18 protein-coding genes are annotated in these 17,736 nt (G+C 66.3%); 4 read left to right on the top strand and 14 right to left on the bottom strand.

What is annotated here, in order from left to right; translation table 11 throughout:
- Positions 1 to 99 precede the first annotated feature (99 nt).
- Genes rodA through ACNI3R_RS06585 form a run of 5 tightly spaced genes read right to left on the bottom strand, consistent with a single transcriptional unit; the run spans position 100 to position 5,651 of the window.
- Positions 100 to 1,203 (bottom strand): rod shape-determining protein RodA, encoded by a 1,104-nt coding sequence (gene rodA / locus ACNI3R_RS06605; RefSeq protein WP_426180991.1) that lies wholly within the window; start codon positions 1,201 to 1,203, stop codon positions 100 to 102.
- A complete protein-coding gene (gene mrdA, locus ACNI3R_RS06600; protein ID WP_426180990.1) occupies positions 1,200 to 3,212 on the bottom strand; it encodes a penicillin-binding protein 2 in 2,013 nt (670 codons plus the stop codon). Before mrdA ends, rodA begins: the two co-directional genes overlap by 4 nt.
- Positions 3,209 to 3,721, bottom strand: a complete 513-nt coding sequence (gene mreD / locus ACNI3R_RS06595; protein WP_426180989.1) for a rod shape-determining protein MreD — start codon at positions 3,719 to 3,721, stop codon at positions 3,209 to 3,211. Before mreD ends, mrdA begins: the two co-directional genes overlap by 4 nt.
- Entirely contained in the window at positions 3,718 to 4,593 is an 876-nt protein-coding gene (mreC, locus tag ACNI3R_RS06590; RefSeq protein ID WP_426180988.1) for a rod shape-determining protein MreC, read from the bottom strand. The genes mreD and mreC overlap by 4 nt, the downstream gene beginning before the upstream one ends.
- A gap of 17 nt (positions 4,594 to 4,610) precedes the next feature.
- On the bottom strand, positions 4,611 to 5,651 hold the full coding sequence (locus tag ACNI3R_RS06585) for a rod shape-determining protein (protein WP_296625118.1): 1,041 nt from the start codon (positions 5,649 to 5,651) through the stop codon (positions 4,611 to 4,613).
- 127 nt (positions 5,652 to 5,778) lie between these two features.
- Between ACNI3R_RS06585 and mutL the strand changes: the two genes are divergently transcribed.
- The 4 genes from mutL to ACNI3R_RS06565 all read left to right on the top strand — a co-directional run bounded on the left by mutL (position 5,779) and on the right by ACNI3R_RS06565 (position 9,440).
- The gene (gene mutL / locus ACNI3R_RS06580; RefSeq protein WP_426180986.1) at positions 5,779 to 7,569 is read left to right on the top strand and encodes a DNA mismatch repair endonuclease MutL; all 1,791 of its coding nucleotides are present in this window, start codon (positions 5,779 to 5,781) and stop codon (positions 7,567 to 7,569) included.
- Between the two features lie 185 nt (positions 7,570 to 7,754).
- Complete coding sequence (locus ACNI3R_RS06575) at positions 7,755 to 8,021, top strand: usg protein (protein ID WP_426180984.1); 267 nt, start codon at positions 7,755 to 7,757, stop codon at positions 8,019 to 8,021.
- A gap of 240 nt (positions 8,022 to 8,261) precedes the next feature.
- Positions 8,262 to 8,702 carry a hypothetical protein gene (locus ACNI3R_RS06570; RefSeq protein ID WP_426180982.1) on the top strand — a complete coding sequence of 147 codons (441 nt, stop codon included), beginning with the start codon at positions 8,262 to 8,264 and terminating at the stop codon, positions 8,700 to 8,702.
- A gap of 24 nt (positions 8,703 to 8,726) precedes the next feature.
- Positions 8,727 to 9,440: a DUF2971 domain-containing protein gene (locus ACNI3R_RS06565; RefSeq protein ID WP_426180980.1), complete on the top strand. Its 714-nt coding sequence runs from the start codon at positions 8,727 to 8,729 to the stop codon at positions 9,438 to 9,440.
- Between the two features lie 107 nt (positions 9,441 to 9,547).
- Here the strand turns inward: ACNI3R_RS06565 and ACNI3R_RS06560 are convergent, their stop codons facing one another.
- From ACNI3R_RS06560 to ACNI3R_RS06520, 9 genes are all read right to left on the bottom strand, one after another.
- Positions 9,548 to 9,721 (bottom strand): hypothetical protein, encoded by a 174-nt coding sequence (locus ACNI3R_RS06560; RefSeq protein ID WP_426180978.1) that lies wholly within the window; start codon positions 9,719 to 9,721, stop codon positions 9,548 to 9,550.
- Positions 9,718 to 10,482, bottom strand: coding sequence for an MBL fold metallo-hydrolase (locus ACNI3R_RS06555; protein WP_426180977.1), 765 nt, complete (start codon positions 10,480 to 10,482; stop codon positions 9,718 to 9,720). Before ACNI3R_RS06555 ends, ACNI3R_RS06560 begins: the two co-directional genes overlap by 4 nt.
- The gene (locus tag ACNI3R_RS06550; protein WP_426180975.1) at positions 10,479 to 11,255 is read right to left on the bottom strand and encodes a TatD family hydrolase; all 777 of its coding nucleotides are present in this window, start codon (positions 11,253 to 11,255) and stop codon (positions 10,479 to 10,481) included. Before ACNI3R_RS06550 ends, ACNI3R_RS06555 begins: the two co-directional genes overlap by 4 nt.
- Positions 11,255 to 12,814, bottom strand: coding sequence for a methionine--tRNA ligase (gene metG / locus ACNI3R_RS06545; RefSeq protein WP_426180973.1), 1,560 nt, complete (start codon positions 12,812 to 12,814; stop codon positions 11,255 to 11,257). Before metG ends, ACNI3R_RS06550 begins: the two co-directional genes overlap by 1 nt.
- Before the next feature lie 67 nt (positions 12,815 to 12,881).
- A complete protein-coding gene (locus ACNI3R_RS06540; protein WP_426180971.1) occupies positions 12,882 to 13,856 on the bottom strand; it encodes a DNA polymerase III subunit delta' in 975 nt (324 codons plus the stop codon).
- On the bottom strand, positions 13,853 to 14,479 hold the full coding sequence (gene tmk / locus ACNI3R_RS06535) for a dTMP kinase (RefSeq protein ID WP_426180970.1): 627 nt from the start codon (positions 14,477 to 14,479) through the stop codon (positions 13,853 to 13,855). The genes ACNI3R_RS06540 and tmk overlap by 4 nt, the downstream gene beginning before the upstream one ends.
- Before the next feature lie 4 nt (positions 14,480 to 14,483).
- Positions 14,484 to 15,662, bottom strand: coding sequence for a D-alanyl-D-alanine carboxypeptidase family protein (locus tag ACNI3R_RS06530; protein WP_426180968.1), 1,179 nt, complete (start codon positions 15,660 to 15,662; stop codon positions 14,484 to 14,486).
- A complete protein-coding gene (locus tag ACNI3R_RS06525; protein ID WP_426180966.1) occupies positions 15,659 to 16,585 on the bottom strand; it encodes a septal ring lytic transglycosylase RlpA family protein in 927 nt (308 codons plus the stop codon). The genes ACNI3R_RS06530 and ACNI3R_RS06525 overlap by 4 nt, the downstream gene beginning before the upstream one ends.
- Positions 16,582 to 17,700, bottom strand: coding sequence for a lytic murein transglycosylase (locus tag ACNI3R_RS06520; protein ID WP_426180964.1), 1,119 nt, complete (start codon positions 17,698 to 17,700; stop codon positions 16,582 to 16,584). The genes ACNI3R_RS06525 and ACNI3R_RS06520 overlap by 4 nt, the downstream gene beginning before the upstream one ends.
- Between the last annotated feature and the right edge of the window lie 36 nt (positions 17,701 to 17,736).

The following is a 17,736-nucleotide window of genomic DNA, read 5'->3' as shown; positions in this document are numbered from 1 at the left end:
AATTCCACTTTCTGCCAATTTTTTTCGCTGCGGCGCGGCGGTGCCGGAAATGTCGAATAATTCCGATTGCGATCAGCCTCTTAGCGATCGACCGAGCGGCTATTGGCCCGGGCGGACGCTGCGGTCGATCGCCATCAGCATGCCGATGCAGATCAGCACGGTCATCATCGCCGATCCGCCGAAGGAAACGAGGGGCAGGGGGATGCCAACCACCGGGGCCAGGCCCATCACCATCATCAGGTTGATCGCGAAATAGAAGAAGATGGTGGTGGTCAGTCCTGCCGCCGCCAGCCGCGCAAAGCGCCCCTTGGCCCGCCCGGCAACGCGCATCCCCCAGCGGATCACCATCATATAGCCGAAGATCAGGAACAGCCCGCCGACCAGTCCCCATTCCTCGGCCATGGTAGCGAAGACGAAGTCGGTGTGACGCTCGGGCAGATAGTCGAGGTGGCTCTGCGTTCCTTCGAGGAAGCCCTTGCCGGAAATGCCGCCCGAGCCGATCGCGATCTTCGACTGGATGATGTGGTAGCCGGTGCCGAGCGGGTCGGCTTCGGGATTGAGGAAGATGTTGATCCGGTCGCGCTGATAGCCATGCATCATCGACAGGGCGATCGGGAAGGCCGCTGCGAGAACCGCCCCGGCGCCGACGAACAGCCGCAGCGGCAGGCCCGACAGGAAGGCAACGGTGATGCCGCCGCCGCAGATCATCAACGCGGTGCCCAGATCGGGCTGGGTCATCACGAGAAAGGCCGGGATGCCGATCAGCAGCGCCGGCGGCCAGACGGCACTGAAGCGGCGTATCTCCCCGGCAGGCAGCATGTCGTAGAAGCGCGCCACCGTCAGCACGATCACCGGCTTCATCAGTTCGGACGGCTGCAGCCGGATGAAGCCGAGATCGAGCCAGCGCCGGCTGCCGCCCCCGACGAAGCCGAACAGTTCGACCAGCAGCAGCATTGCGACGAGGCCCAGATAGGCCGGCATCGTCATCGCCTTGAGCCGATGCTCGCCCAGGCGTGAAATGAGGATCGCCAGAGCGAGAAAGGCCATCAGGCGCGTGCCCTGCGACAGCGCCCAGGGCCGCATGCTGCCGCCCGCCGCCGAATAGAGGACGACGAGCCCGAAGCCCCCGATCGCGGCGACCAGTGCCAGCAGACCCCAGGGGACGTCGCGCAGCGGCGCGGGGACGATCGATTCCCGGCTCATTCGGGATCGCTCCCGTCTTCGCCGGTCGGCGGCGGGGGCGGATCGGCCTGAGCGCCGGTCTGTGCGCCGGCCGCTGCTCTGGTGCTATCGGCCGAGGGTTCTCCGCGCCGCGCCCAGGCATAGGCCTTGCGTTCCATTCGCTGCTCGATGGTGCCGCCCCAGCCTTGTTCGAGCAGGGCGAGCCGGTTTTCCGCGAGCTTGCGGTCGTAGAGATAGGTGATCATGTCGCGCGCGATCGGGGCACCCGATGCGCCATGCATGCCATGTTCGATCACCACCGACACGGCATAGCGCGGATCATCGACCGGCGCGAAGGCCACGAACAGGCCATGGTCACGATATTTCCAGGGTACGCCATGCGTTCCGAAATTGCCGGCCCGGCGCATCGCCATGGTGATCCGCCGCACCTGTGCGGTGCCCGTCTTTCCGGCCATCAGCAGGTCATCGATGTTCAGCCGGCCGGAAAAGCCCGTACCATAAGGCCCGTTGATGACGCCGCTCATAGCCTCCCGCACGATGTCGAGATGGCCGGGAGCGATGCCCAGCGATGCGCCCTGCGGCCCATGGCGCTTGTTGAGGATCAGCCGGGGCGCAAGCGCGGTGCCCGACGCGATGCGCGCCGCCATGATCGCCAGCTGCAGCGGGTTTGACAGCATATAGCCCTGGCCGATCGTGGCGTTGAGCGTGTCGGCCGTGGTCCAGCGTGCGCCCTTGTAGCGCTGCGCCTTCCACGCGGTATCGGGCACCGTCCCATAACGCTGCGACGGCATCGGCAGGTCGAACCGCTCGCCGAGCCCCAGCTTGCGCGCCATGGCCGCGATCCGGTCGATCCCGATCAGCCGCGCCATGGTGTAGAAATAGACGTCGCAGCTCGACGCGATCGCCCGGTGCATGTCGACCGGGCCATGGCCGCCATGGCGCCAGCAGTGGAAGTAACTGTTCCCGAGGCGATAGCGGCCGGTGCAGTTGACGCTCTGATGCGGATCGACCCCGGCCTCGAGCAAGGCGAGCGCGACCATCGGCTTCACCGTCGAGCCCGGCGGATAGAGCCCCTGCATCACCTTGTTGGTCAGCGGCAGATGATCGTCGTTCGACAGCAGATCCCATTCGAAATGGCTGATCCCGTCGGAGAAACTGTTCGGGTCGTACGCCGGCATCGACGCCATGGCGAGGATGCCGCCGGTCTTCACGTCGATCATGACCGCCGAAGCGCTTTCGGGGCCCAGGCGCGAGGCGGTGTAGCGCTGCAGCCCGGCGTCGATGGTGAGCTGCATCGCATTGCCGGGGACTTCGGGGCTGGTGGTCAGCTCGCGCACCACCTTGCCATGCGCGGTGACCTCGCTGCGCATCGCGCCGGGCTTGCCGCGCAGCCAGAGGTCCATAGTCTTTTCAAGACCTTCCTTACCGATCTTGAATCCCGGCGTGATCAGCAGAGGGTCGCGCGACTTGTCATAGTCGGCGGCCGATGCGGTGCCGACATAGCCGGTGACATGCGCCATGGCAGCGCCGGCAGGATAATAGCGGCCATAGCCGCTCGCGGGCTTCACGCCGGGCAGATTGGGCTGGCGCACGCTGACCGCCGCGAAGCGCTCATAATCGATATTCTCGGCGACCGGCACCGGCTGATAGCCGCGCGCCTTGGCGAGGTCGGTGCGGATGCGTTCGAGGTCGTCGGCGCTGAGGGCCAGAAGATCGCGCAGTTGCGCCAGCACCGCCTCGCCATTTTTCAGCTGGTTGGGGATGATATCGACGCGAAATGTGGTGCGGTTGATCGCGATCGGCCGGCCGCCCCGGTCGATGATCCATCCACGCCGGGGCGGCACCAGCGTCAGCTGGATGCGGTTGCTCTCGGACAGAGAGGTGTAGCGCTCATTCTGCGCGATCGAGAGCCACGCCATGCGCCCGGCGAGCACGGTACCCACCGCCACCTGTGCACCGCCCAGGAAGATGGCGCGGCGAGAGAAGGTGAAGGCGAGGCTCTGCTCGGTGATGAGGCGCGTGCGCTTCATCGTTTCAGGCGCCAGCGATCGAGCAGGGCGGTCAAGCGGAGGACCGCAGGGAAGCACAATATCGCGCCGACCGTCTGCGGCATGAGGACGAGCAGGCTGGTGGCGCTGTCGCTCGGCTGTGAGAATAGCCAGGAACCGGCACCGATGGCGGCGATCGCCACCGAAGCGATCGCCCATTCGATGCGACCGTCGCGCCACAGCACGAGTTGGTCGACCCATTCGAGTATCAGGAAGGCCACGGTCCAGAGGATTACCGCCGTCCCCAGATAATGGCCACATAAGAGATCGTCGGCGAGCCCGAGCGGCAACGCCATCCAGGCGGGCCAGAGTTCGGGCCTTAGCAACCGCCAGGCCAGAAGGATCATCAGGCCGAAGGGCGGCACGATCGGCTCTGTCGCGATAACCGGGAGCGCGCCCATGGCCGAGCCGATCAGGGTCGAACCGATCGGCACCCATCGCACCCGAAGCGGCAGCCGCTCGGTGAAGCCGTCGTGCAGCCGTCCGATCATGGCCGGGGCGGCGCGGGGCGGTCCGCGATCGGAGCCTGATAGACCGGATAGACCGCCGCGAAATCGGCCCGGGCCGGATCGGCGAGAGGCCGCGCGATCGCCCGGTCGCCCCGGATCTGCACGATGACCGCGACCGGGACATTGGGGAAGAACACCCCGCCTGTGCCCGAGGTAACGGCGAGGTCGCCGCGCCGGAACGGCCGGCCGCCGGAGATCAGGCCGCGTATCTCCATCGTCCCGTCGCCCTGTCCGGTGGCGATGGCGGGATTGCCGGTGCGCACGATGCGGACGGGCACCGCCGTCTCGCCATCGGTCAGCAGCAGCACGCGCGAGGCGAACAATCCGCCCTCATATATGCGGCCGACCAGCCCCTCGGGCGAACGCACCGTCATGCCGGATTTGACCCCGGCGGCGAGACCGGCGCTGAGGGTGGCGAAGCGGCGCTGGCCGGTCGGGGTCGAGCCGACGAGACGCGCCGACAATATCGGACGCGGCAGATTTTCCTGCAGGCCGACCAGCGCCTTGAGTCGGGCATTTTCCGCAGCAACGGCCTTGGCTGCGATCAACGCTCGACGTTGCGCCCCAAGCTGCTCGCGCAATGCCGCATTCTGGCTGCCGGCCATGATGTAATCGGACAGCGCATCCGCGCCGCCGCGCACCGCGTCGACGCCGCTTCGGCCGATGCCCGATGCCAGCGATCCCGCGTCGATCGCGATGCCCCGCAGCGTACCGAAGGCGCGCGGATCGAGCCGTGACAACAGCAGCAGCCCGGCACCGAGGACGATCCCCGCAACCGCGATGACATAGCCCGCGAACAGGCCATATTGGACCCGGCGGGAAAATCCTCGACGCCTGTGTCGGGGCGCCGCCATCGACGGTTACCCGCGGCTCAGGCGGTCTGCAGAACGCCGCGGAAGACCGAGTCCTCCAGCGCGCGCCCGGTGCCCAGTGCGACGCAGGTGAGCGGGTCTTCGGCGATCGAGACGGGCAGGCCGGTGGCCTCGCGCAGCACCTCGTCGATCCCCTGCAGCAGCGCGCCGCCGCCGGTCAGGACGATGCCCTGATCGACGATGTCCGCCGCCAGTTCGGGGGCGGTGTTTTCCAGCGCGATGCGGACGCCCTCGACGATCGCCGAAACCGGCTCGGTCAGCGCCTCGGCGATCTGCGCCTGGGTGATGGTGATTTCCTTGGGCACGCCGTTGACGAGGTCGCGACCCTTGATGTGGATCGTCTTGCCCTTGCCGTCGAGCGGCATCTTGGCGACGCCCACTTCCTGCTTGATCCGCTCGGCCGTGGCCTCCCCGATCAGCAGATTATGATTGCGGCGGACATAGGAGCTGATCGCCTCGTCCATCTTGTCGCCGCCGACACGGACCGACGTCGTATAGGCGAGGCCGCGCAGCGACAGCACCGCCACCTCGGTCGTGCCGCCACCGATGTCGACGACCATCGATCCGATAGGTTCGGTCACCGGCATGCCCGCACCGATCGCGGCGGCCATCGGCTCCTCGATCAGCCACACCTGGCTGGCGCCGGCGTTGGAAGCGGCATCGCGGATCGCGCGGCGCTCGACCGAGGTCGAGCCCGACGGCACGCAGATCACGATTTCGGGCCAGCGCATGAAGGTGCGGCGGCCATGAACCTTCTGGATGAAATGCTTGATCATCTGCTCGGCGACGTCGATGTCCGCGATCACGCCGTCGCGCAGCGGGCGGATCGCCTCGATCGTGCCGGGGGTCTTGCCCATCATCAGCTTGGCGTCGTCGCCGACCGCGCGGACCCGCTTGACCCCGTTGAGCGTCTCGATCGCGACCACCGACGGCTCGTTGAGGACGATGCCGCGCCCGCGAACATAGACGACGGTGTTGGCGGTGCCGAGGTCGATCGCCATATCATGCGACATGAACTTGAAATAGCGCTGCAGGAACATGCTTTGGTCCGTTCTCTAGGCCCGCCCCAGGCCGGATGAGGTCTCGCGAGCACCACCCGACAGGCCAAGGAAAACCGGCGTCTATCAAGGGATGCGGAACGCTGCCGCTTGGGCTAGGACGGGGACCATGTCAATACGCCGCCTGCCCGAACATCTTGTGAATCGCATCGCTGCCGGTGAAGTGGTTGAAAGACCGGCCAGCGCGCTCAAGGAACTGGTCGAGAATGCGATCGACGCGGGCGCTCGCCGCATCGCGGTAAATCTCTCGGAAGGCGGGCTTTCCGCGATCGAGGTGATCGACGACGGCTGCGGCATGGAGCCTGCACAGATCGCGCTGGCGCTGGAACGGCACGCGACGTCGAAACTGCCCGACGATGCGATCGAAGCGGTGACGACGCTCGGCTTTCGCGGCGAGGCGCTGCCCTCGATCGCGAGCGTCGCCGACCTGACGATCGAAAGCCGTGTCCGGGGCGCCGATGGCTGGCTCCGGCGCATCGACCATGGCGAGTTGGCGGGGGAGGGGCCGGCCGCGCTGCCGCCAGGCACGCGCATCAGGGTCGCGCATCTCTTCGCCAAGGTGCCGGCGCGGCGGAAGTTCCTGCGCTCGGCGCGGTCGGAATATGCGGCCTGCGTCGATGTCGTCCGCCGACTGGCTATGGCCCGGCCCGATATCGGCTTCAGCCTGGAACATGACGGCCGCCGCGCGATCCTCGTCTCGCCCGACGAGGATCGGGTGAGCCGGGTCGCCGCGCTGACCGACAAGGATCTGGCCGATAACAGCGTCGCGGTCGATTTCCGGCGCGAGGCGATCTCGCTGACCGGCGTCGCTGGCCTGCCGACCTTCAACCGCGGCGTCGCCGATCACCAATATCTGTTCGTCAATGGCCGCCCGGTGAAGGACCGGCTGCTGATCGGCGCGGTGCGCGCGGCCTATCAGGACATGCTGGCGCGCGACCGGCACCCGGTGATGGCGCTGTTCCTAGACCTGCCCGGCGATCTCGTCGACGTGAACGTCCACCCGGCCAAGACCGAGGTCCGCTTTCGCGATCCGGGCCTGATCCGGGGCATGATCGTCGGCGGGCTGCGCGCCGCGCTCGACGAGGCCGGCCATCGCAGCGTTCAGCGCGCCTCGGTCGCCAGCCTGGGCAGCTGGCAGGTTGGGGGCGGGGGATCGCCTTCGCCCTGGCCTATGACGGCAGGCGGGAGCCCGGCCTATCCCATGCCGACAGGTGATGTTGCCCCGCGCCAGGGGAGCGTCTGGGACCGGGTCGCGGACTATGCCCCCGCGCCGATGGCCCGCGCCGAAGCTTCGGCCGCGCCGGTGCCCGAGCCGGCGAGCTTCCCGATGGGCGTCGCCCGGGGGCAGATCGCCGCGACCTATATCGTCGCCGAGGCCAGCGACGGGCTTGTGATCGTCGACCAGCACGCCGCGCATGAGCGCCTCGTCCTCGAACGGATGCGCCGCGCCATGGCGGCCGGCGGCGTATCGCGGCAGGCCCTGCTGCTGCCCGAGGTGGTCGAGCTGGACGAGCCCGCCTGCGACCGGCTCGAGACGCGGCTCGGCGAACTGTCCGAAATGGGGCTCGACCTCGAACGCTTCGGCCCGCGTGCCATGCTGGTCCGCGCGACCCCGGCCTTACTGGGGCAGGGCGACGTCCAGGGCCTCGTCGTCGACCTCGCCGACGAACTCGCCGCCTATGACCAGGCGCTGTCGCTCAAGGAACGGCTCGACCATGTCGCCGCGACCATGGCCTGCCACGGATCGGTCCGCGCGGGCCGCAGCTTGTCGGTCGCCGAGATGAACGCGCTGCTCCGCGAGATGGAGGTCACGCCGCATTCGGGCCAGTGCAACCATGGCCGCCCGACCTGGATCAAGCTCGGCCATGACGAGATCGAGAAGCTGTTCGGCCGCAAATGAGCGCGGCATGAGAATCGCTTGACGCAGGGGCAAGCCATTCGGAAAAATCGGGTCAGGCAAGGAAAGGACCGATAGCGAAGAGCAAAGGAGGTAGGGATGGTTCGACCGCCTATGTCCATCATATATTTGACGAATATCGCAGCCACGGCCAAGCGCGCCTGCTCGCCCCGCGGGAGGCGGTCCGCATGAGCGACGACCTGCTGAAACAACTACGCGGCTATGGTCTCGCGACGGTCGAGATCCATTATTACATGCCCGACCATCCATCGCTGCTGCAGCTTTTCCTCTGGCAACATTATGATGTCGCGCCGGACTTCCCGATGCTCAACCGCTTTCTCGACCATTGGCGCCGCGAGATCGAGGCGGTGCTCCACTCGATCCGCGTGGCCCACCGCCACCTGATCGGCCCAACCGAATGGCGCGCGGTGGACGGGATCATCACGATCCAGTGAGGGAAGAGCCATAAACGAAGAGGCCCGCAGGATTTATGCGCTCGAGCCGGCAACTCACTGCAAGGCCCGCTGATAGGTCTCGGATCAGATTGCGAAATGTGATGAGTTATATATCGGCGCTGAATAAGGCAGGCTCGCTTCCATCGATGGGCCGGGATAGCGCCTATCTTTAGGTCAGAATGATCGTTTGAAGCATCGCCATGAACTCACCGATGCGCGATGACATATTAGGGGATTGAGATGATCGTTCTGGGCTTGACCGGACTGGCATTGGACCTAGCCGGCGTCATGTTGCTGGGTTTCGATCTTGTTAGGATACAGCGCGATCTTCGGCGCCATGCCGAAGCTCGGTTGTCTTCCCTGCGAGACGTTGCGGAAGCAGCCGGTGGCATGGACTCTTTCCTCACAAGCGTTTCAAGCGATTTTCGCGAATATTATCGGGACGAGGGGGCCTATCTTCCATCCGATGGGACGTTCGATTATCAGTCTGCCAAGCGGAGCTTTGATGAGGTGAAGGGAAGCATCGCGAATCTCGCCGAGCACCTCGGGACTATGGCGGCAATGCTTGGGGCGACCATCGAAAGCGACAAAGAAACAGCCGGAATGTCTCTCCGCTTTACCTACATGGGTTTACTTCTAATCGTCGCTGGCTTCATTCTGCAGATGGCCGGATATCTATAACATTCGAATCTGGGCTGAGGGACCATGGCTAAGATCGAAACATTTGCTCGTCCGACTTGGCTGTATCGATATCGTTCTATCGGTGCCGGATTATTGGACGGCACCCCTGCTGGAAAGACAAAGTTCGTCCAAGAAATGGAGGCCATCCTCAACGACTATGTCTGGTGTGCGCACTACAAAAATATGAATGATCCGATGGAAGGTCTGTACAAGGCCAGCACCAAGGTTCAAAATCACCCGCAATATAGTGAGTTCATTCGCAACTTAAAGAACGAGAAGCTTTCCTTGGGGATCGCATCGTTCTCTGAGACATGGAGTAATGAGTTAATGTGGGCACACTATGCAGACTCATTCCAAGGCATATGCATATGTTATTCTATGCCTACGTTACTTAGAGGAATGTCCGAGGAAAATGCCTTTGCCCGCATTGCCTATGGCAATAAGCCATATTATCTTGCACTGAACAGCATGAAGAATGATTTTGAACGCAGCCGCGCGGTTCTTTCAACGAAGCACCTAAGCTGGGCTTACGAGCGCGAATGGCGGCTGTTTTCATCGACGATCGGAAAGGCGACGTACGAGCGGGGCGCGATCAAGGCCATCTACTTGGGCGCGCGGCTCAAAAATAATGTCCGTGAAACGGTGCGCAGAATGGTCAAGCCATTGGCATTGCGGGTCCACACAACGGAAGCAGACGGCTATAGCATCGTTAAATCGCGGACGTACGGTTCTGAATGACGGGCCGTGGTGCTACACCTCAGAGCGGAGGTACAACGCAGGTCTATTCCAGCAGAGCCAAATTTCGATAATATATATTATGTTAAATTCCGACGTGTCAGGATCCTTCAAAAGCGGCTCGCGACGATCGCCACAAACGTCGCGATTACAAAGATCGCCACCCACAGCAGCGCCAGTTGCAGCATCCGCCCCTTGGCGACGCCGCGCTGGAGGAAGCGCGGGACGACCAGGATCAGCATCGCGGCGATCGCGACGAGGCCGACGATCATGTCTCCGTTCACAGCAGAACCTCCATTCCGTCATAGCCCGGCTCGACGCCGTCCGGCAGGGTCGCGGCCAGGGTCGCATAGTCCATCGACTGGTCCATATGCGTCAGCACGGCGCGCTTCGGCGCGCAGTCGCGGATCGCGGCCAGCGTCAGGTCCAGATGCGCGTGGGTCGGATGCGGACGCACGCGCAGCGCGTCGACGATCCACAGGTCGACGCCGGAGAACAATTCTCGCATATCGTCGGTAACGTCATGAAAATCTGTCGAATAGCCGATCGATCGACCGCCATGGTCGAAGCGCAGCCCGGCGCTGTAGATGGTCCCGTGCGGCTGAGCGACCGAGCGGATGCGGATGTCGCCGATCATCATGTCGGCGAGCAGATCGCCGGCCTCGACCGTCGACGGATAGCCATCGCGCCCGGCGAAGACATAGTCGAAGCGCTGGCGCAGCTGGCGGATCGTCGCCGGGAAACCGAAGCCCGGCACCGGCGTGCCGCGCGCATGGAAGATCTGGCGGCAATCGTCGATGCCGTGGCAATGATCGGCATGGTCGTGCGTCCACAGAATCGCATCGATCGCGATGACGTCGGCGTCGAGCAGCTGCTGGCGCATGTCGGGGGTCGTATCGACCAGGATGCGGGTCGTCGCGCTCTCGACCAGGATCGACGCCCGGCTGCGGCGGTTGCGCGGTTCGGCGGGATCGCAGGCGCCCCAGTCATTGCCGATCCGGGGCACGCCCGAGGATGTACCGCAGCCGAGAATGCGGACTTTCATGCCGCCACTTTTGCAAACAATCTGAAGAAGTTGCTCGACGTCTCTCGCGCCAGTTCCTCGATCGGCCAGTCGAGTTCGGCCGAGAGCATCCGTGCGGTGTCGACGACATAAGCCGGCTCGCAAGGCTTGCCCCGATGCGGCACCGGGGCGAGGAACGGGCTGTCAGTCTCGATCAGCAGCCGGCCGCGCGGGACGATATGCGCGGTGGCGCGCAGGTCGGCCGCGTTCTTGAAGGTCACGATCCCCGACAGCGAGATATAGCAGCCGAGGTCGAGCATCGCGCGGGCGAGGTCGGCGCTGCCGGTGAAGCAGTGGATGACGGCGGTGAAGGCCCCCTTCCCCATCTCCTCGGCCATGATCGCCTTGGTGTCCTCCTCCGCCTCGCGGGTGTGCACGATCAGCGGCAGGCCGGTTTCGCGCGCGGCGGCGATATGGCGGCGGAAGCTCGCCCGCTGCCGGTCGCGGTCAGACTTGTCGTAAAAGAAGTCGAGCCCGGTCTCGCCGATGCCGACGACACGCGGATGCCGGGCCTTCTCGACCAGCAAGGCGGTCTCGATATCCTCATGGGTATCCGCGTCATGCGGGTGGATGCCGACGCTCGCCCAGACATCGGGCTCACGCTCGGCCACCGCCAGCACGTCGTTCCACTCGGCCGCGCGGGTCGAGATGTTGAGCATCGTCGTGACGCCCGCCGCCCGGGCGCCCGCGAGCACCTCCTGCTGGCGCTCGGCGAGGCCCGCATAGTTGAGGTGGCAATGGCTATCGACGAACATCAGGCCTCGGCCGTCTCGAGTTCGAGCCGCGGGAAGAGCGGCACCGGCTGCGCAACGCGATAGCCCGAGGCGCGCAGCTCATCATACCAGCCCTGCCGCTCGAGCGCGGCGAAGTCGCGCGCATCGGCCGCCACGCCCATTTGGTCGAGCAGCTTGCCGGCGCTGGCCGGGATCACCGGCAGGATCGCGATGGCGAGGTCGCGGATCACCGCGAACAACGTGCCCAGCACGGTCTTCATCCGCTCCGGATCGGTCTTGCGCAGCGTCCAGGGGGCCTGGGCGTCGACATATTGGTTGCAGGCGAACACCGCCCTCATCCACGCTTCGATCCCGACCGAGAAGGACAGCTGCTCGAAGGCGCGCGGCAGTTCGTCGAGGCAGGCCGTAGCGACCGCGCGGACGAGCGCGGCGTCATCCTCGTTGCGGTCGAGCGCCGGCAATTCGCCGTCGAGATTCTTGAAGATCATCGACAAAGTGCGCTGCGCGAGATTGCCGAAGCTGTTGGCCAGCTCGGCATTGGCGCGGTTGACGATCGCCTCATGGCTGTAGCTGCCGTCCGAGCCGAAGCTGACCTCGCGCATCAGGAAATAGCGCAGCTGGTCGACGCCGTAGCGTTCGGCCATGCCCATCGGATCGACGACATTGCCGACCGACTTCGACATCTTCTCGCCCCGGTTGAGCAGGAAACCATGCCCGAACACCTGCTTCGGTAGCGGCACCTTCGCCGACATCAGAAAGGCGGGCCAGTAGACCGAGTGGAAGCGGACGATGTCCTTGCCGATCAGGTGCAGGCTCGCCGGCCAATAGCGGTCATAGGTCTCGCCACCATGGGGATAGCCGACCCCGGTCAGATAATTGGTCAGCGCGTCGACCCAGACATACATGACGTGGCCGGGGCTGCCAGGCACCGGCACGCCCCAGTCGAAGCTGGTGCGCGACATCGACAGATCGCTCAGACCGCCGCTGACGAAGCTCATCACCTCGTTGCGCCGGCTTTCGGGGCGGATGAAGTCGGGCTGGTCGCGATAGAGCGCCAGCAGCGGCTCCTGATATTTCGAAAGGCGGAAGAACCAGCTTTCCTCGACGGTCCATTCGACCGGCGTGCCCTGCGGCGACAGCTTCTGCTCGCCCTCGCCCTCGACCAGTTCCTTCTCGTCGTAAAAGGCCTCGTCGCGGACCGAATACCAGCCCTCATAGCGGTCGAGATAGAGATCGCCATTGGCCTCCATCGCCTGCCAGATCGCCTGGCTGGCGGCATAATGGTCGGCGTCGCTGGTGCGGATGAAGCGATCATAGCTGATGTTCAGAGCATCGTCCATTTCTTTGAAATAGGACGACATTTCATCAGCCAGCGCGCGCGGCTCCATGTCGCGGGCGCGGGCCGCCTGCACCATCTTCAGGCCATGTTCGTCGGTGCCGGTCTGGAAGCGCACGTCGCGCCCCATGCCGCGCTGGAAGCGGGCGATGACGTCGGCGGCGATCGCCTCATAGGCGTGGCCGATATGCGGGCGGCCATTGGGATAGCTGATCGCGGTGGTGATATAATAGGGCTCGGACATGGGCCTGCACTTAGTGCGTGATCGCCTGCTGTGGAAGCGCTTTGCGGCGCTGTCCGGTCCGAAAGGATCAGCGCCCCGCCGGGGCGAGCCGCGCAAGCAGGCCGGCCAGTTCGAACACGGTGGTGGCCGGGTCGAGCGAGAGGTGAACCGCGCTCTCGCCGATGCGGCGCGCCTCTTCCCAAAAGCGCAGCGCATCGGCCAGCGCCTGCCCGGTCCGCCGCCGCGCCTCGGCGGCGATCCGCGCGGGCGCGCGCTCGATGAAGGCTTCGTAGCGCGCCTGCGCGGCCTTGCCCGACAGCTGTTTCGCCAACTGCGCGCGGATCGCATTGGTGGCATCACCCTCGACGACGAGCCGGTCCATCGCGGCGTCGAGCGCGGCGATCTGCAGGCCGGCGAAGCTCAGCGCCCTGCCCGGTGATCCCTGCCCGCTGCGGATCAGCGCGTCGATCTCGTCGCGCGGCTCCTCGGGCAGCGCGGCCAGCAAGGCAGTCAGCATCTGCCGGTCGTCGAGCGGCGCGAAGCGCAGCTGGCGGCAGCGCGATCGGATCGTCGGCAGCAGGCGGCCCGGCGCATGGCTGACGAGGAAGAAGATCGTACCCGCCGGCGGCTCCTCGAGGCTCTTGAGCAGCGCATTGGCCGCCGGCCGTTCGAGATCGTCGATCGCATCGATGATGACGATCCGCCGGGACGACAGGCTGGGCGTCGTCGCGAACAGGCTTTGCAGCGAGCGCACCTGATCGATGCTGATCGAGCGGGCGAGATCCTCCGACCGGTCCTTGGTCAGGCGGGTCAGGATACGCAGATCCGGGTGGCTGCCGGCGCGGATATAATGGGAGACAGGATGCGTCTCGGGGGTTTCGAGACCGGGTAGCGACACCGGCGGTCCGGCGGCTTCGGCGAGCAGGCGGGTGGCGGCGGCCAGCGCGAAGCTCGCCTTGCCGATGCCCTCCGGCCCGGTGAGCAGCCAGGCATGGTGGAGCCGACCACTGTCCGCCGCCGACCGCAGTGCCGCGACCTGCTCCTCATGGCCCACCAATGTCACGGCAGCAGGTCCGCAAGCGCATCGAGTAGGCGGGCTGTGACCTCGTCGGGCGTGCCCCGCGCATCGATCCGGCGGACGCGACCGGGTTCGGAGGTGGCGATCGTCTCGAACGCCGATGCCACGGCGGCATGGTAGGCCGCATCGCGCCCACCGATCCGATCGGCGCCGTCACGGTCGCGCGCGGCGGCGCGGTGCGCGGCCTCTTCGGGCGGCAGGGTCAGCAACAGGGTCCGCTCGGGCAGGAAGCCGCCGCTTCCGAAGCCGTGCAGCGCGCGGATCCGGTCGAGCCCGAGCCCGCCCGCCCCGCCCTGATAGGCGACCGAACTGTCGACAAAGCGGTCACATAGCACCCATTTGCCGGCAGCCAGCGCCGGCTTGATCGTCTTCGCGACATGGTCGGCGCGCGCCGCCGCGAACAGCAGCGCCTCGGCTTCCATCGTCCAGCGGTCGCCGCTGCCTTCGAGGAGCAGGTGGCGGATCGCCTCGGCGCCTTCGCTGCCGCCGGGCTCGCGCGTCTCGACGACCTCGATCCCGCGCGCGCGTAGAGCAGCGGCCAGAGCGCGCGCCTGGGTCGACTTGCCCGCGCCCTCCCCGCCTTCCAGACTGACGAACCGGCCGGTCACGGCCTCAGGCGAGGCCGAACAGCCAGCGGAGGCCCGCCATCATCCGGTCGAAAAAGCCCGCCTCGCCCACGTCGCGATCGGCGACGAGCGGCAGCTTCTGCGGCGCCATGTCGGGACCGGACACGACCAGATCGGCAATATGGTCGCCCTTCTTGAACGGCGCCTTGATCGGTCCCTGATAGACGACCCGGCTCTTCAGGTCCGAACCGAGCCCGGCGGGCACGGTCACGACCAGATCCTTTGGCGCCACCAGACCCACTTCGCGCGCGTCGCCCAGCTGCACTTCGGCGATCTGCACCTTGCGGCCCTTCGGCGCGACCGGCTTCGACTGCCATGCGCGGAAGCCCCAGTTCATGAAGGACACCGATTGTTCGACGCGCTGGTTGAACGAGGTCAGCCCCGACAGCACCATCACCAGACGTCGCCCATTCTGCTCGGCCGAGCCGGTGAAGCCATAGCCGGCCTCCTCGGTGTGGCCGGTCTTGAGCCCGTCGGCTCCGGCGACGCGACCCAGCAGCGGGTCGCGATTGGCCTGGGTGATCGCCTGGCCGCTGCCCATGGTCTTGCCCCAGGTGAAGCTCGGCCGGCTGTAGAAGGTCTTGTAGAGCTTCGGATGCTCCTCGATCGTCTTTTCGGCGAGCGTGGCGAGGTCGCGCGCGCTGACATAGGTGACGCCGCCGTCGGGCCAGCCATTGGACGTTCCGAAATGGCTGTTGGTCAGGCCCATTTCCTTGGCGCGGCGGTTCATCAGCGCGACGAAGGCCTCTTCCGTGCCCGAGATATGCTCGGCCAGCACGACGCAGGCATCGTTGCCGGACAGGGTGACGATGCCGAACAGCAGATTGGCGACGCTCACCTGCTCGCCGGGCGACAGGAACATGGTCGATCCGGCGGCGGGACCGTGCCAGCGCTTCCACGTCTCGGGCCGCACCGTCGCCATCGCGTCGAGCTTGAGTTCGCCCTTCCGCACCAGATCGAAGGCGACATAGACCGTCATCATCTTCGCCATCGAGGCGGGCGGCATGCGCAGATCGGGATTCTTGGCGTAGAGGATCGCGCCCGAGGACAGGTCCTTCATGAAGGCCACCGGGGCCGGCGTGTCGAACGGGGGCGCCGCGGCTTCGGCCGGCAGCGACACGAACAACAGCATCCCGGAAAGCAGGGCGAACGTCTTACGCTTCATCGTCTTGGAAATCCCTCCGCAGTGGCGCCGTCGGCGGCTTCGATCCGCACCAGGCGCGACTCCTGATAGCCGCGTGACCGGACCTGCGCCAGCGCATTGCTCGCCTCGCCTTCACCCGGATAGGGACCGAGCCGAACCCGCCACAACGCGCCCACCGGCTCGACCCGCGCGCCCAGCAATTCGGCGATCTCCTCGGCGCGGGGCCGGCTGCTCAGCGCCGTCACCTGGACGAACCAGCCACCCACCGGCACCGCCGCAACTGGAACGGCCGCTGCAACGCGCGGCGGGGCCTTGGGCGTCGCCGGGCGCGTCGCGAAACGCTGGTTGAGCGAGGCCAGTTCGCTCGCCGAGGCATAGCGACGCTCGCTCGCCGGGCGGCCCGAACGCAGCGCCATGCGATCCTCGTCCGACGGATAGACCCGGCGCACGCGGACGCGCGACACCCCCGCCCGCTCGATCCCCAGAAGCTGGGCCGAGCGGCGCGACAGGTCGATGATGCGATTGGCGACGAATGGCCCGCGATCGTTGATCCGCACGACGATCGTCTTGCCCGTGTCGAGCGCGGTGACCTCGACATAGCTCGGCAGCGGCAGCGTCTTGTGGGCAGCACCGACGCGATCCATGTCGAACTGCTCGCCATTGGCGGTGCGCGCGCCGTGGAATTGCGCGCCATACCAGGAGGCGAGCCCGACCTCGTCATAGTCGGCGTCGTCCGAGGGCGAATACCACACCCCCGCAATCTGATAGGGCTTGCCGATCTTGACCGGCGTATCGGTGGCAGGCCCGCCCGAGGGCCGGGGCACCGGCGGACGGCCCGGCCGATCCGCCTGCGGCGCGCCGCAGGCGGCGAGCAGAAGCACCACCCCGAGCGCCGCCGCGCGGACATGGGCCACCGCAGGCCAGTGATCGCCCCGCGCACTCATTCGACGATCGCGTCGCCCAGAAGCCCGACCGACAGCGCGTAGAAGTTCGAGCAATTATAGTCGAGGATCGACCGATAATTGGTCGTCAGCAGATAGCCGGTGCGGCCGGGACCGTCGGGCTCGATCAGCGTAGCGAGCTCGTTCTCGGCCGGCACGCGTCCGCTCAGCATCGTCAGCCCATGGTCGCGCCATTCGGCGATCGTCAGCCAGCGGCTCTGCCGCGCGAACACGCGCGGGCAGCGGGGCGAGTTCATCGGCGAGCGGATCGCGGCCCGGTCGATCCCCTCGGGCACGCGCACCGCCACGCCCCAGGGCACGTCCTTCTTCCATCCGGCGTCGCGCAGATAATTGCCGATCGAGGCGAGCGCATCGGGTTCGCTGCGCCAGATATCAGCCTTGCCATCGCCGTCGCCGTCGCGCGCCAGGCGCAGATAGACGCTCGGCAGGAATTGCGGATAGCCGGTCGCGCCGGCCCAGCTGCCCTTCAGCCGATCGCGCGCCACGCCGCGCTGCATCAGCAGCAGCGTGTTGAGGAACTCGCCCGCGAACAGCTCGCGGCGACGCCCCTCATAAGCGAGCGTACCGAGCGCGCTCAGCAGATCGAAATTGCCGGTGAAGGTGCCATAGCCGGTCTCATGCCCATAGATCGCCAGCATGATCTGCTCGGGCACCCCGGTCTCACGCTCGATGCCGAGCAGCAGCGGTCGCAGGCTGCCATAGCGCGACCGACCCATGTTGATGCGGACCCGGTCGACATGGCTCGCCAGATAGGGCGCGAAGGGCGGCGTAGCGCTGTTCGACGTGCTGGCGCCCGGCTGCCCGCGATCGAGGCGCACGACGCGCGCGTTGAAATTGACCGTCGGCAGCGTGCGATCGAACAGCTCGCCCGAAATCCCCATCCCCGCCGCCCGGTCGCGCAGCGTCGCCAGATAGGCGCGCATCAGGCTGTCTTCGCTCGGCGCCGCCGGCTCGGGCGCATCGGTCAGCCGCGCGGCATCGTCGGGGGCCTGCGCTTCCTCGGCAACCGGCTGCTCCTGCGCCGCCCACGCCGGCACCGTTCCGACGACCGTCCATGCGGCCGCCAGGACCGCCCTACGCAACAGGCTCCGCATCATATCCCCTTTGGTGGAGGATCGTGCTTGCCACAGCTT

Source organism: Rhizorhabdus antheiae (genome assembly GCF_049889055.1).
Classification (GTDB): domain Bacteria; phylum Pseudomonadota; class Alphaproteobacteria; order Sphingomonadales; family Sphingomonadaceae; genus Rhizorhabdus.
This window is presented reverse-complemented; position numbering and strand designations above follow the sequence as displayed.